Consider the following 12,977-nt stretch of genomic DNA (forward strand, 5'->3'; position numbering starts at 1 on the left):
GCTGTGACATGGGTTGTCACAGGCACATGAAAAAACCGCTCTAAGCTGTCGCCGTCATTCGGAAATATCTCCATGGAGTTCGATCAGCCCATGTCCCTCCCCCCGTCTACCGAGCTGCGCCCCGACTCGCGCTCGGTGCGCGCCGCGCGCCGAGCCCGCGCCGCCCTCAGCCGTGCCTCGCGCCGCGCCGTCATGGCCGCCGCCGTCGCGCTGGGCGCCACCTTCCTCGTGAGCAACAACGCCTTCGCCGCGCCCGCCGTGGGCCAGCAGGCGCCCGACTTCGTCGCCGTCGACACCAGCGGTGCCAAGCACAAGCTGTCCGACTTCGCGGGCAAGTTCGTGGTGCTCGAATGGACCAACCCCGGCTGCCCCTTCGTGCGCAAGCACTACGGCAGCGGCAACATGCCCGCCACCCAGAAGGCCGCCACCGACAAGGGCGTGGTCTGGCTGGCCATCAACTCCACCGAGCGCGCCGCCAGCGACTACCTGAAGCCGGCCGCGCTGGCCGACTGGATGAAGTCGCAGTCGGCCGCGCCCACGGCGGTGCTGATGGACGAGGACGGCATGATCGGCCAGGCCTACGGCGCGCGCACCACGCCGCACATCTTCATCATCGATCCCAAGGGCACGCTGGTGTATGCGGGCGGCATCGACTCCATCGCCTCGGCGCGCGTGGACGACATCAAGACCGCCGTCAACTACGTGAACCAGGCGCTCGGCGAGGCCTTCGGCAGCAAGCCGATCACGGCGGCGAGCACGCGGCCCTACGGCTGCTCGATCAAGTACAAGACCTGAGCCCGACCCCGGGCCCGTCGCTCAGCAAGAGGCGCCGCGGCGCCTCTTTTTCTTTGGCGCCGGCTTTGACAGGTACCTGACCGCGCGCGTCAGCTTGCGGTCGGGGAGCCCTTCCTACCCTTGAGGTGCATGCATCTCGCACGCGCATCCAGGGGACCCCACACATGACCACAGCGTCCAAAGGCGCGACTGCCTCCAGCTCCAAGTTCGCCACCGTTCTGCGCGTGACCGGCGGCAACTTCATGGAGATGTTCGACTTCTTCCTGTTCGGCTTCTACGCCACGCAGATCTCGAAGGCCTTCTTCCCGGCCGGCGACGAGTTCGCCTCGCTGATGCTGACCTTCATGACCTTCGGCGCCGGCTTCCTGATGCGGCCGCTGGGCGCGATCTTCCTCGGCGCCTACGTCGACCGCGTGGGCCGCCGCAAGGGCCTGATCGTCACGCTCGCGCTGATGGCGCTGGGCACGCTGCTGATCGCCTGCGTGCCGTCCTACGCCACCATCGGCTTCGCCGCGCCGCTGCTGGTGCTGATCGGGCGGCTGCTGCAGGGCTTCTCGGCCGGCGTGGAGCTCGGCGGCGTGTCGGTCTACCTGTCGGAGATGGCCACGCCGGGCCGCAAGGGCTTCTACGTGAGCTGGCAATCGGCCAGCCAGCAGGTCGCCATCGTGGTGGCGGCCGCGCTCGGCTACTGGCTCAACGTCACCTTCAGCGCGCAGGAGATCGGCGACTTCTACTGGCGCGTGCCCTTCTTCGTCGGCTGCCTGATCGTGCCGGTGCTGTTCGTGATCCGCCGCTCGCTGCAGGAGACCGAGGAGTTCATGGCGCGCAAGCACCGCCCCGACGCGCGCGAGATCTTCCGCTCGATGGTCGCCAACTGGGGCCTGGTGATCGCCGGGATGATGCTGGTGTCGATGACCACCGTGTCCTTCTACCTGATCACGGTCTACACGCCCACCTTCGGCAAGGCCGTGCTGCACCTGAGCACCACCGACGCGCTGGTCGTCACGCTGTGCGTGGCCATCTCCAACTTCATCTGGCTGCCGATCATGGGCGCGCTGTCGGACCGCGTGGGCCGCAAGCCCCTGTTGATCGCGTTCACCGTGCTGACCATCCTCACGGCCTATCCGTCGCTCAAGTGGCTGGTCGGCGCGCCGAGCTTCGCGCGCATGCTCGAGGTCGAGCTGTGGCTCTCGTTCCTCTACGCGAGCTACAACGGCGCGATGGTGGTGGCGCTGACCGAGGTGATGCCGGTCAGCGTGCGCACCGCCGGCTTCTCGCTGGCCTACAGCCTCGCGACCGCGCTGTTCGGCGGCTTCACGCCGGCCGTGGCCACCGGCCTGATCGAGATGACCGGCGACAAGGCCGCGCCGGGCCTGTGGATGACGGCGGCCGCGATCTGCGGGCTGGTCGCGACACTGGTGCTCTACCGGCGCAACGTGAATCCGGCCGACGCGCGGCGCGTGCCGGCGGTCTGACGGGCGCGCGGCGGGGGCCCTGCGACAATCGCCCGATGCCCTTCGCCCCCCTGCAAAACGACACCTTCCTGCGAGCCTGCTGGCGCCAGGCCACCGACCACACGCCCGTCTGGCTGATGCGCCAGGCCGGCCGCTACCTGCCCGAGTACGTCGCCACCCGCGCGCGGGCCGGCAGCTTCATGGGACTGGCCACCAACGTCGACCACGCGACCGAGGTCACGCTGCAGCCGCTGGCGCGCTATCCGCTCGACGCGGCGATCCTGTTCTCCGACATCCTCACCGTGCCCGACGCGATGGGCCTGGGCCTCTCGTTCGAGGCCGGCGAGGGCCCGCGCTTCGCGCGCCCGCTGCGCGACGAAGCCGCCGTGGCCGCGCTCGAAGTGCCCGACATGGACAAGCTGCGCTACGTCTTCGACGCCGTGGCCTCGATCCGCAAGGCGCTCGACGGCCGCGTGCCGCTGATCGGCTTCTCGGGCAGCCCGTGGACGCTGGCCTGCTACATGGTCGAGGGCGCGGGCTCGAGCGACTACCGGCTCGTGAAGAGCATGCTCTACGGCCGCCCCGACCTGATGCACCGCGTGCTCGCGATCAATGCCGATGCCGTGGCCGCCTACCTCAACGCCCAGATCGACGCCGGCGCGCAGGCCGTGATGGTGTTCGACAGCTGGGGCGGCGTGCTGGCCGACGGCGCGTTCCAGGAATTCAGCCTGGCCTACACCGCGCGCGTGCTCGCCGGCCTCAAGCGCCACGGCCCCGACGGCCAGCCGGTGCCGCGCATCGTCTTCACCAAGGGCGGCGGGCTCTGGCTCGAGGACATGCGCGCGCTCGACTGCCAGGTGCTCGGCGTGGACTGGACCGTGAACCTCGGCGCCGCGCGCCGCCGCGTGGCCGAGGGCAGCGACGGCCAGGCCAAGGCGCTGCAGGGCAACATCGACCCCAACGTGCTGTTCGCGCCGCCCGCGCGCATCGAGGCCGAGGTGGCGAAGGTGCTGCAAGCCTTCGGCGCGCCGCACACCGACCGCGCGACCGCCGGGCCGACCCACATCTTCAACCTGGGCCACGGCATCAGCCAGTTCACGCCGCCCGAACACGTGTCGGCGCTGGTGCAGGCGGTGCACGCGCAATCGCGCCGGCTGCGGCAGCCCGCCTGACACGGCCCGCCAGCCGCCGGCCGCAGCCACCCGCCAGCGCGGCGGATGTGGAAAAGAAGATGGCCAGAATGCGGCGCAGCGGCTTTGTCAAGGCCCAAAACGGGCTTCGGCGACCGACTTATGCACAAAACGCGTGTTGCAGTGCGCAAGATTGCGTTAGGCGGTCCTGGCGCCGCTACCAAAGCAATAGCGAAGCTAAGTTGTTGATTTATATGGAGTTTGAACTTTGCCCTTTTTGCGGGCAATCCAGCCAGAGCCTTGATTTTCAAGGCCTGGCGACGAGTCCAGCCCGGTTTTCAACAAAGTTATCCACAGAAACTCTGGACGGGCCGCAAAGCACTGAAAAATCAACGACTTAAGTGACTTTGCTCAACACTGCTTTAACAAACCCCGCCAACGAGGACACCATCCCAAGCCGCCCCATTCCCAGCGAAGACCTGCTCGGCGAACCGACGAACGGCGGCCCCGGCACGTCCGGCGCCGCGTTGCCCTGGCGCATCGACGTGGCGGTGCAGACGCCCGCGCACAGCGCGCTGGGCGACGTGCTGAGCTATGGCGGCGACGCGCCGCTGCCGGCCGGCACGCTGGTGCGGGTGCCGCTGGGCCGGCGCGAGGTGCTCGGGGTGGTCTGGCATGCCGAGGCGCGGACGGCCGAGGAACTGGCCGCGCCCGACCTGGCGCTCAAGCCGGTGGGCGCCGCGCTCGACGCGCTCGCGCCGCTGGGCCCGGCCTGGCGCGACCTGGTGGCCTTCGCCGGGCGCTACTACCAGCGCTCGATCGGCGAGATCGCGCTGGCCGCGCTGCCGCCGCAGCTGCGCGACCTGAGCACGGTGCAGCTCGCGCGCCGGCTCAAGCGCAAGGGGGCCGACGACGAGGCCGCGGCCGACACCGGCACGCCCTCCCCGGTCGAGCCCAGCCCCGAGCAGGCCGCCGCGCTCGCGCGCATAGAAGCCGAGGAAGGCCCGTTCCTGCTGGCCGGCAGCACCGGCAGCGGCAAGACCGAGGTCTACCTGCGCTGCGTGGCCGCGCTGCTGGCGCGCTCGCCCGAGGCGCAGGCGCTGGTGATGGTGCCCGAGATCAACCTCACGCCGCAGCTCGAGGCCCGCTTCAAGGCGCGCTTCGGCGCGCAGGCGGTGGTGTCGCTGCACAGCGGCATGACGAACCCGCAGCGCCTCGCGAGCTGGCTGGCCGCGCACGCGGGCGCCGCGCGCATCGTGCTGGGCACGCGCATGGCGGTGTTCGCCTCGATGCCGAAGCTGGCGCTGATCGTGGTCGACGAGGAACACGACCCGAGCTACAAGCAGCAGGAAGGCGCGCGCTATTCGGCGCGCGACCTCGCCGTGTGGCGCGGCCACCGCGAGAAGGTCAAGGTGATCCTGGGCTCGGCCACGCCCTCGCTCGAAAGCTGGCACCAGAGCCGCCCGGCCGCCGACGGCGACCCTGGTGGGCGCTACGTGCGGCTGGCCATGCCCTCGCGCATCGGCGCGGGCGAGCTGCCCACGGTGCGGCTGGTCGACATGACGCTGCAGCCCGCGAAGACCGTGCTCTCGGCCACGTTGCTCGATGCCATCGGCCAGCGCATCGCGCGCGGCGAGCAGAGCATGATCTTCCTCAACCGGCGCGGCTATGCGCCGGTGCTGGCCTGCGGCGACTGCGGCTGGAAGAGCGAGTGCCCGCACTGCAGCGCCTACCGCGTGTTCCACAAGATCGACCGCACGCTGCGCTGCCACCACTGCGGCTACACCGAGCGCGTGCCGCGCGCCTGCCCGGTCTGCGGCAACCTCGACATCGCGCCCGTGGGCCGCGGCACCGAGCGGCTCGAGGAGCACCTGGCCGAGCTGTTCTCGGCCGTGAAGCGGCCCGACGGCAGCGCGGTGAGCATCGCGCGCATCGACGCCGACAGCACCAAGAAGCAGGGCGCGCTCGAATCGCAGCTCGCGGCGGTGCACGCGGGCGAGGTCGACGTGCTGGTCGGCACGCAGATGATCGCCAAGGGCCACGACTTCCGCCGCATCACGCTGGTGGCCGCGGTCAACCCCGACGGCGCGCTGTTCTCGAGCGACTTCCGCGCGCCCGAGCGGCTGTTCAGCCTGCTGATGCAGTCGGCCGGCCGCGCGGGCCGCGATGCCGCCTACCTGGCCACGCAGGGCAGCACGGCCGAGATGTGGATCCAGACGCACCATGCGCAGCATCCGCTGTTCCAGGCGCTGCGCCGGCACGACTACCCGGCCTTCGCGGCGCAGCAGCTCGAGGAGCGGCAGGCCGCAGCGATGCCGCCCTTCGCCTACCAGGCGCTGGTGCGCGCCGATGCGCGCACGCAGGAGGCGGCGCAGGCCTTTCTCAATGCGGCGAGCGCCGCGGCCGATGGACTGGAGGGAGCGGCGCAGGTGATGCGCTATCCGGCCGTGCCGCTGGCGATCCAGCGCGTGGCCAACGTGGAGCGCGCGCAGATGCTGCTGGAGAGCGCATCGCGCGCCGCGCTGCAGCGCATGCTCGCGCTGTGGCAACCGCAGCTGCATGCGTTGCGGCGCACGCCCGAGGGCAAGGGCGTGATCCGCTGGCTGATCGACGTCGATCCGCAGGGGATCTGAACCTCGTCGCCATGGGCCCGCGCTCAGTGCAGGCTCATCGGCTCCTTGCCCATCTCGACATAGCGCAGTTCGCGGTCCGCATGGCGCCGTCGCGCGACGCTGCCGGGCCAGGCGAACACCACCAGGCTCAGCGCGCCGAGCGCGAGCGCCGAGGCCGTGCCGAGCTTGCCGGCCTGCCAGAGCCAGCCCGCGCCGGCGAGCCACGCCAGCCATAAAAGAATTCGGAACAGTGTTGCCATCATCGTGCGAGCTCCCATGCCATCTTCCGGTCTGCGGCCCACTTTAGCAGCGCGGATGCGAACTCAAGCATTCATCCGAAGTGGTATCGGGTAGCTATGTCTTACGGCCGGCATGGGGCGCGGGAAAAATTCTGAAAAAAGAGTTGACGCCGTGCGAGCGGCGCTGCAAAAGACTCCGTGGAGGAGTCCGCGACGCGGCGCTCCTCCGGGCCCCGGGCGCCCATCGAGCCCGCTCTCCGGAAGGCAAAGGTCGCTCGTGAAACCTCTCCATTTCGCAAGTGGGATTCTGTCTGTCGCGGCCTCCGCTTGGGCCTGCTTCCTCATGCTCGCACCCGTGGCCGCGCACGCCGCCGAGATCGAACGCCAGGGCCGGCTGCTGCTGGTCTCGGGCATGCTCGACGGCAGCGAGCTCGCGAGCTTCATCGACCACCTCAACAGCGGCACGGTGCGCACCGTGGTGCTGGAAGACTCCCTTGGCGGCACCGCCGAGGCGGCCGGCGCCTATGCCGACGCGATCCGCGCGAGCGGCGTCGAGACCGAGGTGCGCGGCCAGTGCATGGCGGCCTGCGCCTACGCCTTCCTCGCGGGCAAGACGCACCGCTTCAGCGACGGCTTCCAGGTCAACGGCCTGATGCTGCCGGTGGCGGCGCGGCCCACGGCCGCCGAACTCGCGGTGCGCTGGCGCGACGACGCGCACAGGACACCGGCCGACTTCACGACGGGCGCCAATGCGCCCAAGGTGATCGAGGCCTCGGCCGACGGCCGTGGCGCGCACGACAACTGGCAGCCCGAGCACGGCGTGCTGTTCACCGCCAGCCCCTCGCTGTTCGGCCGCATCTACAACGCCTTCTATTGCGACGGCACGCAGGGCCGCGATTTCTCGAAGTGCGAGCGCCTGCCCGATGCCGATCCGTTCAAGCTCGGCGTGCTGACGCCGTAGCAAGCTTCACTTCAGCAGCCCTACCGCCAGCGGGAAGCTGAAGAAGGCCGCCACCGTCGTCCACAGGATGATGCGCGCGATGCGCCCGTTGTCGGCGCCGAAGCGCTCGGCCAGCATCGACACGTTGCTCGCGCTCGGCAGCGCCGCCACCAGCACGATCGCCACCAGCGCCGGCCACGACAGCGGCAGGCCCAGCGCGATCGCCGCGAGCCCCAGTCCCCACACCAGCAGCGGGTGCGCGAGCAGCTTCCCCAGCACCACCGGCAGCACGTCGGCCAGCGGCGCCTTCGGCAGGGGCCGCGCGCCGCTGCCCATGGCCTGGGCCACGGCCGCGCTCGCGCCGTGCTCGCGCGCCACCAGCGCCGAGCGCGCGAGCACCGCGCCGATGGTGAACAGGGCCACCGGCGAGGCCGCATCGGCCAGCATCGCCACCGTGCGCTCCACCGGGCCCGGCAACTTCCAGCGCGCGGCCGACAGCAGCACGCCGAGCAGGATCGACCACGGCATCGGATTGACCAGGATGCCGCGCAGCGCCTGGCGCGCGGCCTGCCGCGGCCCGTGGTGCGTCCCGCTCGCGCTGGCGCCGTCGAGCCGCGACAGCGCGATGCACAGCGAGGAGGTGACCACGAGGTCGAAGGCGATGGTGATGATCATCGGCCCGGCCGCCTGCGCGCCGAGGATGGCCACCAGCAGCGGCACGCCCATGAAGCCGGTGTTCGGGAAGGCCGCCACCAGCGCGCCGAAGGCAGCGTCGTTCCAGCCGATGCGCGCGTTGCGCGTGAACGCCACCACGCAGCCCACCACCAGGAGCGCGCTCAGGCCCCAGACCAGCGCGACGCTGCCGTCGAGCAGCTGGCCGATCGGCGTGCCGGCGCCGAAGCGCAGCAGCATGCAGGGCAGCGCGAAGTAGAGGACGAAGGTGTTGAGGCCGGGGATCGCATCGAGCGGAAGGATGCGGGCACGGGCGGCGCCGTAGCCGGCGGCGATCAACGCGAAGAAGGGAAAGGTAACGAGAAATACGGGCAGCACGGCGCGATTGTCGCCGCCGGCCCCGGCCCTCGCCGAAGGCCGCCGATGCCCCTTTACGGTGCGTTTACCGCGCTTCCCACATCGCGGTATCGGCCGACGCCGCGGCCCCTGCGGCGCCCGTATCATTGCGCGCTTTCGCGCCCGCCGCGCCCCGCGGCCCCTGCCGGCTCCCCCTCCCCCCTTTCCATGTCCCACGGTCTCAATCTCGCGCAACAAGAAGCGGTCAACTACATGCACGGCCCCTGCCTCGTGCTCGCGGGCGCGGGCTCGGGCAAGACGCGGGTGATCACGCACAAGATCGCGCGCCTGATCCAGGCCGGGCTCGAGCCCCAGCGGATCGCGGCCATCACCTTCACCAACAAGGCCGCCGCCGAGATGCGCGAGCGCGCCAAGGGGCTGATCGGGCGCGATGCCAAGAAGGTGGTGATCTGCACCTTCCACGCGCTGGGCGTGCGCATGATGCGCGAGGACGGCGCGGTGCTGGGCCTGAAGTCGCAGTTCAGCATCCTCGATGCCGACGACGTGACCAAGATCCTCAAGGACGCGGGCGGCACCAGCGACCTCGCCACCGCGCGCATCTGGCAGTGGACCATCAGCAAGTGGAAGAACATGGGCCTGAACGCGGCCCAGGCCGAGGCCATCGCGGCCGACGACAACGAGCGCATCACGGCCACCATCATGGCGCGCTACGAGGAGCGCCTGGCCGCCTACCAGAGCGTGGACTTCGACGACCTGATCGGCATGCCGCTCAAGCTGCTGCGCGACTTCGAGGAAGTGCGCAACAAGTGGCAGGCCACGCTGGGCCACATCCTGGTGGACGAATACCAGGACACCAACGCCACCCAGTACGAGGTGCTCAAGGCGCTGTCGGGCACGCGGGGCCACTTCACGGCGGTGGGCGACGACGACCAGTCGATCTACGGCTGGCGCGGCGCCACGCTCGACAACCTGCGCAAGCTGCCGGTCGACTACCCCACGCTCAAGGTCATCAAGCTCGAGCAGAACTACCGCTCGACCAGCGCCATCCTGCGCGCGGCCAACAACGTGATCGGCCCCAACCCCAAGCTGTTCCCGAAGACGCTGTTCTCCGAGCTCGGCGAGGGCGAGCCGGTGCGCGTGGTCGACTGCGACAGCGAGATGCACGAGGCCGAGCGCACGGTGGCGCGCCTCGTGAGCCTGCGCGAGACCTCGACCCACAAGGAGTTCCGCGACTTCGCGATCCTCTACCGCGCCAACCACCAGGCACGCGTGTTCGAGCAGGCGCTGCGGCGCGCGCAGGTGCCCTACAAGGTCTCGGGCGGTCAGAGCTTCTTCGACCGCGCCGAGATCAAGGACCTCTGCGGCTGGTTCCGCCTGTGGGTCAACAACGACGACGATCCCGCGTTCCTGCGCGCCATCACCACGCCCAAGCGCGGCATCGGCCACACCACGCTGGCGGCGCTGGGCACCTTCGGCAGCCAGTACAAGCTGAGCCTGTTCGAGGCGCTGTTCTCGTCCTCGCTGCCCAGCGTGATGCCCAAGCGCGCGCTTGAAAGCCTGCACGAGTTCGGCCGCTACATCAACGACCTCGAATACCGCGCGCGCCAGACCCTGGGCGCCGAGAACGCGCGTGCCTTCCTCGACACCTGGCTCAAGGAGATCGAGTACGAGAAGCACCTCTACGACGGCGAGGACAGCGAGCAGGCCGCGGCCACGCGCTGGACCAACGTGATGGAGTTCTGCGACTGGATGGCGCAGCGCTGCGGCGGCGAGCTCGACGACGCGGCCGGCGTCAACAACACCAGCGAGCCCAAGAGCCTGCTCGAGGTGGCGCAGACGATCTCGCTGCTGTCGACCATCAGCGAGCGCGAGCAGGACCAGAACGTGGTCACGCTCTCGACGCTGCACGCCTCCAAGGGCCTCGAGTGGCCGCACGTGATGCTGATCGGCTGCAACGAGGGCCTGCTGCCCTTCAAGCTCGACGACGACGACGGCCGCCAGCAGCAGGTCAGCGAGAGCACGCTCGAGCGGCTGCAGGAAGAGCGCCGGCTGATGTACGTGGGCATCACGCGCGCGCAGCGCAGCCTCGCGGTGAGCTGGACCAAGCGCCGCAAGAAGGGCCGCGAGATGGTGCTCGCGCAGCCCAGCCGCTTCATCGCCGAGATGGCGCTCGACAAGAGCACCACGCGCGAGGACCCGCGCGAGAAGCTCAAGGCGCTGCGCGCGGAGTTCGCGCGCAAGGCACAGGAAGGCGCGGCCGCCGCCGCGGCCTCGTCGACCGCGCCATGAAGCGGCCCGTTCGAGGACTGGCCCTCGCGGCCCTCGCCCTTGCGGCTTCGGCCGGCGCGCTCGCCCAAGCCAGCGCCTGCCCCGAGAGCGTGCAGGACCTGCCGCCCGAGGCGCTCTACGGCCGCTGGGAGGCGCGCTTCGACGGCCTGCCGGCCGTGGCCGTCGTGCAGCTGGGCCGCCATCCCGAATACGCCGGCGTGCGCGGCACCGTCGCGCGCCCCGCCGCCACCGGCCGGCCGGCCGCGGTAGCGCAACTGGCGGGCGACATCGGCGACGACGGCACGCTGGCCATCGACGAATCGCTCGACGGGCGCAGCATCAGCGGCGTCTGGGTCGGCGCGATGGCGCCCGGCGGCTGCGGCCGCGAATTCCGCGGCACCTGGCGCGATGCCACCGATGAGAGCACGCATCCCTTCGTGCTGACGAAAAAGGAAGGGTCGGGGAAATGAACACCACCATGCAAGGCCGCCTGCGCGCGGTCCTGGCCACCGCGGCGCTGCTGCTGGCCGGCGCCGCGCAGGCGCAGGCCGTCGACCAGCCCAAGAGCCCGCTGGCCGACAACCAGCTCACCTGGCAGAGCTGCGCCGCGCTCGGCGCCGACAACGCCGCGCGGCTGGCCTGCTACGACCGCTGGGCCCAGCAGCAGACGCTGCCCTCGGTGTCGGTGCCGGTCGCGCCGCCGGTGCTCGCCAACACCCAGCCCGCGCCGCCGGTCGACGGCTCGATCCCGGCCACGCGCGTGGTCTCGGTCGCCACCACCGAGGGCTGCCGCGACCGGCAGTACTCGGCGCTGTCGCGCTTCTGGGAACTCGAGACCGCCACCGACTGCGGCACCTTCGGCTTCCGCGGCTACCGGCCGCTCAACGTCTCGGTCTCGGCCGCGACCCACAAGCCCGACACGCCCACTTCGCCCTCGGCCGGCCACACCGCCGACCCGGTGGCCTACCAGGCCAACGAGATGCGCATCGGCCTGTCGGTGCGCACCAAGCTCGCGCAGGGCCTGCTGACGCAGAACGACCCGATCAGGAAGGACTCGCTGTGGTTCGCCTACACGCAGCAGTCGACCTGGCAGCTGTTCAACGGCGCGATCTCGCGGCCCTTCCGCACCACCGACCACGAACCCGAGCTGATGTATGTCTACCCGACCGACTTCAAGCTGCCGGGCGGCTGGCGCTGGCGCTACACCGGACTGGGCATCGTGCACCAGTCCAACGGCCAGAGCCTGCCGCTGTCGCGCAGCTGGAACCGCGTCTACCTGATGGGCGGCGCCGAGCTCGACGACCGCTTCAGCATCACGGGCCGGATCTGGAAACGCCTGTCGGAGAACCCGGAGAAGGACGACAACCCCGACATCGCCGACTACGTCGGCCGCGCCGAGATCACCGGCCGCTGGAACCTCGACCGCAACAACACGCTGGGCATCACGGTGCGCAACAACCTGCGCGACAGCGGGCGCGGCTCGGTGCGGCTCGAGTGGATGAAGGCGATCGGCGATCCGACGAAGAGCAACCTGCGCTTCCACACGCAGCTGTTCCACGGCTACGGCGACACGCTGGTGGACTACAACCGCAAGCGCACGGTGTTGAGCATCGGCCTGAGTCTGGTCGACTTCTGATGTCCGCGAACCCACGGAGACCTTTTCCATGAGCACCGAACTGTCCCCCGTCGACGCCACGCAGCGCGAGATCATCGCGGCGCTGTCCGTCGCGCCCGTGTTCGACGCCGCCGCCGAGCTCGAGCGGCGCGTCGAGTTCCTCGCCGCCTACCTGCGCCGCACGGGCCTGTCGACCTATGTGCTGGGCATCAGCGGCGGCGTGGATTCGCTGACCGCCGGCTGCCTCGCGCAGCGCGCGGTCGAGCGGCTGCGCGCCGAGGGCCGCGAGGCCACCTTCATCGCGATGCGGCTGCCCTACGGCGTGCAGAAGGACGAGGCCGAGGCGCAGGCCTCGCTGGCCGTGATCCGCCCCGACCGCCTGCTGACGGTGGACGTGCGGCCCGCGGCCGACGCGATGCTCGCGGCGCTCAAGGCCGGCGACCTCGCCTTCCGCGACGCGGCGCACGAGGACTTCGTGCTCGGCAACATCAAGGCGCGCCAGCGCATGATCGCGCAGTTCGCGGTGGCCGGTGCCCACAACGGCATCGTGATCGGCACCGACCACGCGGCCGAGGCGCTGATGGGCTTCTTCACCAAGTTCGGCGACGGCGCGGCCGACATCACGCCGCTGACCGGCCTCAACAAGCGCCGCGTGCGCGCGGTGGCGCAGCTGCTCGGCGCGCCCGATGCGCTGGTCTACAAGGTGCCCACGGCCGACCTCGAGTCGCTGGTGCCGGGCAAGCCCGACGAGGACGCCTTCGGCGTGACCTACGAGCAGATCGACGACTTCCTCGAGGGCAAGCCGGTATCGGCCGCGGCGCGCGAGATCATCCTCGCGACGCACCGCAAGAGCGCGCACAAGCGCGCGCTGCCGGTCGAGCCGCCGGCGGCCTGA

11 protein-coding genes are annotated in these 12,977 nt (G+C 70.4%); 9 read left to right on the plus strand and 2 right to left on the minus strand.

All coding sequences use genetic code 11. The annotated features are described in order from the left end of the window. Window positions 1-90: 90 nt before the first annotated feature. The 4 genes from ACODT0_RS24990 to ACODT0_RS25005 all read left to right on the plus strand — a co-directional run bounded on the left by ACODT0_RS24990 (window position 91) and on the right by ACODT0_RS25005 (window position 6,012). On the plus strand, window positions 91-795 hold the full coding sequence (locus tag ACODT0_RS24990; RefSeq protein ID WP_261216376.1) for a redoxin domain-containing protein: 705 nt from the start codon (window positions 91-93) through the stop codon (window positions 793-795). A gap of 164 nt (window positions 796-959) precedes the next feature. Next, window positions 960-2,270, plus strand: a complete 1,311-nt coding sequence (locus tag ACODT0_RS24995) for an MFS transporter (protein ID WP_489042566.1) — start codon at window positions 960-962, stop codon at window positions 2,268-2,270. Between the two features lie 35 nt (window positions 2,271-2,305). Further along, window positions 2,306-3,421: a uroporphyrinogen decarboxylase gene (gene hemE, locus ACODT0_RS25000; protein ID WP_413761552.1), complete on the plus strand. Its 1,116-nt coding sequence runs from the start codon at window positions 2,306-2,308 to the stop codon at window positions 3,419-3,421. Window positions 3,422-3,906: 485 nt separating this feature from the next. After that, a complete protein-coding gene (locus ACODT0_RS25005; RefSeq protein ID WP_172705754.1) occupies window positions 3,907-6,012 on the plus strand; it encodes a primosomal protein N' in 2,106 nt (701 codons plus the stop codon). Window positions 6,013-6,035: 23 nt separating this feature from the next. Here ACODT0_RS25005 and ACODT0_RS25010 read toward each other — a convergent pair whose 3' ends face one another. Beyond that, on the minus strand, window positions 6,036-6,254 hold the full coding sequence (locus tag ACODT0_RS25010) for a hypothetical protein (protein ID WP_261216378.1): 219 nt from the start codon (window positions 6,252-6,254) through the stop codon (window positions 6,036-6,038). A 319-nt stretch (window positions 6,255-6,573) separates the two neighbouring features. On the opposite strand from ACODT0_RS25010, the gene ACODT0_RS25015 reads away from it, so the two are divergent. Then, complete coding sequence (locus tag ACODT0_RS25015) at window positions 6,574-7,191, plus strand: hypothetical protein (protein ID WP_057593201.1); 618 nt, start codon at window positions 6,574-6,576, stop codon at window positions 7,189-7,191. Window positions 7,192-7,197: 6 nt separating this feature from the next. On the opposite strand, the gene ACODT0_RS25020 is transcribed toward ACODT0_RS25015, so the two are convergent. Continuing rightward, window positions 7,198-8,220 (minus strand): AEC family transporter, encoded by a 1,023-nt coding sequence (locus ACODT0_RS25020; protein WP_489042567.1) that lies wholly within the window; start codon window positions 8,218-8,220, stop codon window positions 7,198-7,200. 186 nt (window positions 8,221-8,406) lie between these two features. On the opposite strand from ACODT0_RS25020, the gene ACODT0_RS25025 reads away from it, so the two are divergent. The 4 genes from ACODT0_RS25025 to nadE are packed head-to-tail and all read left to right on the plus strand — an operon-like array spanning window position 8,407 to window position 12,977. Further along, window positions 8,407-10,488 carry an ATP-dependent helicase gene (locus ACODT0_RS25025; protein ID WP_057593203.1) on the plus strand — a complete coding sequence of 694 codons (2,082 nt, stop codon included), beginning with the start codon at window positions 8,407-8,409 and terminating at the stop codon, window positions 10,486-10,488. Next, window positions 10,485-10,937, plus strand: coding sequence for a hypothetical protein (locus ACODT0_RS25030; RefSeq protein WP_057593204.1), 453 nt, complete (start codon window positions 10,485-10,487; stop codon window positions 10,935-10,937). The genes ACODT0_RS25025 and ACODT0_RS25030 overlap by 4 nt, the downstream gene beginning before the upstream one ends. Next, complete coding sequence (locus ACODT0_RS25035) at window positions 10,934-12,103, plus strand: phospholipase A (RefSeq protein ID WP_479671554.1); 1,170 nt, start codon at window positions 10,934-10,936, stop codon at window positions 12,101-12,103. Before ACODT0_RS25030 ends, ACODT0_RS25035 begins: the two co-directional genes overlap by 4 nt. 28 nt (window positions 12,104-12,131) lie before the next feature. Beyond that, entirely contained in the window at window positions 12,132-12,977 is an 846-nt protein-coding gene (gene nadE / locus ACODT0_RS25040) for an NAD(+) synthase (protein WP_261216382.1), read from the plus strand.

The organism is Variovorax sp. FG153 (assembly GCF_057809595.1).

What these genes read in the sequence shown, in the direction of transcription:
- ACODT0_RS24990 (WP_261216376.1), top strand. Translation starts at nt 91, where the DNA reads ATGTCCCTCCCCCCGTCTACCGAGCTGCGCCCCGACTCGCGCTCGGTG.
- ACODT0_RS24995 (WP_489042566.1), top strand. Translation starts at nt 960, where the DNA reads ATGACCACAGCGTCCAAAGGCGCGACTGCCTCCAGCTCCAAGTTCGCC.
- hemE (WP_413761552.1), top strand. Translation starts at nt 2,306, where the DNA reads ATGCCCTTCGCCCCCCTGCAAAACGACACCTTCCTGCGAGCCTGCTGG.
- ACODT0_RS25010 (WP_261216378.1), bottom strand. Translation starts at nt 6,254, where the DNA reads ATGATGGCAACACTGTTCCGAATTCTTTTATGGCTGGCGTGGCTCGCC.
- ACODT0_RS25015 (WP_057593201.1), top strand. Translation starts at nt 6,574, where the DNA reads ATGCTCGCACCCGTGGCCGCGCACGCCGCCGAGATCGAACGCCAGGGC.
- ACODT0_RS25025 (WP_057593203.1), top strand. Translation starts at nt 8,407, where the DNA reads ATGTCCCACGGTCTCAATCTCGCGCAACAAGAAGCGGTCAACTACATG.
- ACODT0_RS25030 (WP_057593204.1), top strand. Translation starts at nt 10,485, where the DNA reads ATGAAGCGGCCCGTTCGAGGACTGGCCCTCGCGGCCCTCGCCCTTGCG.
- ACODT0_RS25035 (WP_479671554.1), top strand. Translation starts at nt 10,934, where the DNA reads ATGAACACCACCATGCAAGGCCGCCTGCGCGCGGTCCTGGCCACCGCG.
- nadE (WP_261216382.1), top strand. Translation starts at nt 12,132, where the DNA reads ATGAGCACCGAACTGTCCCCCGTCGACGCCACGCAGCGCGAGATCATC.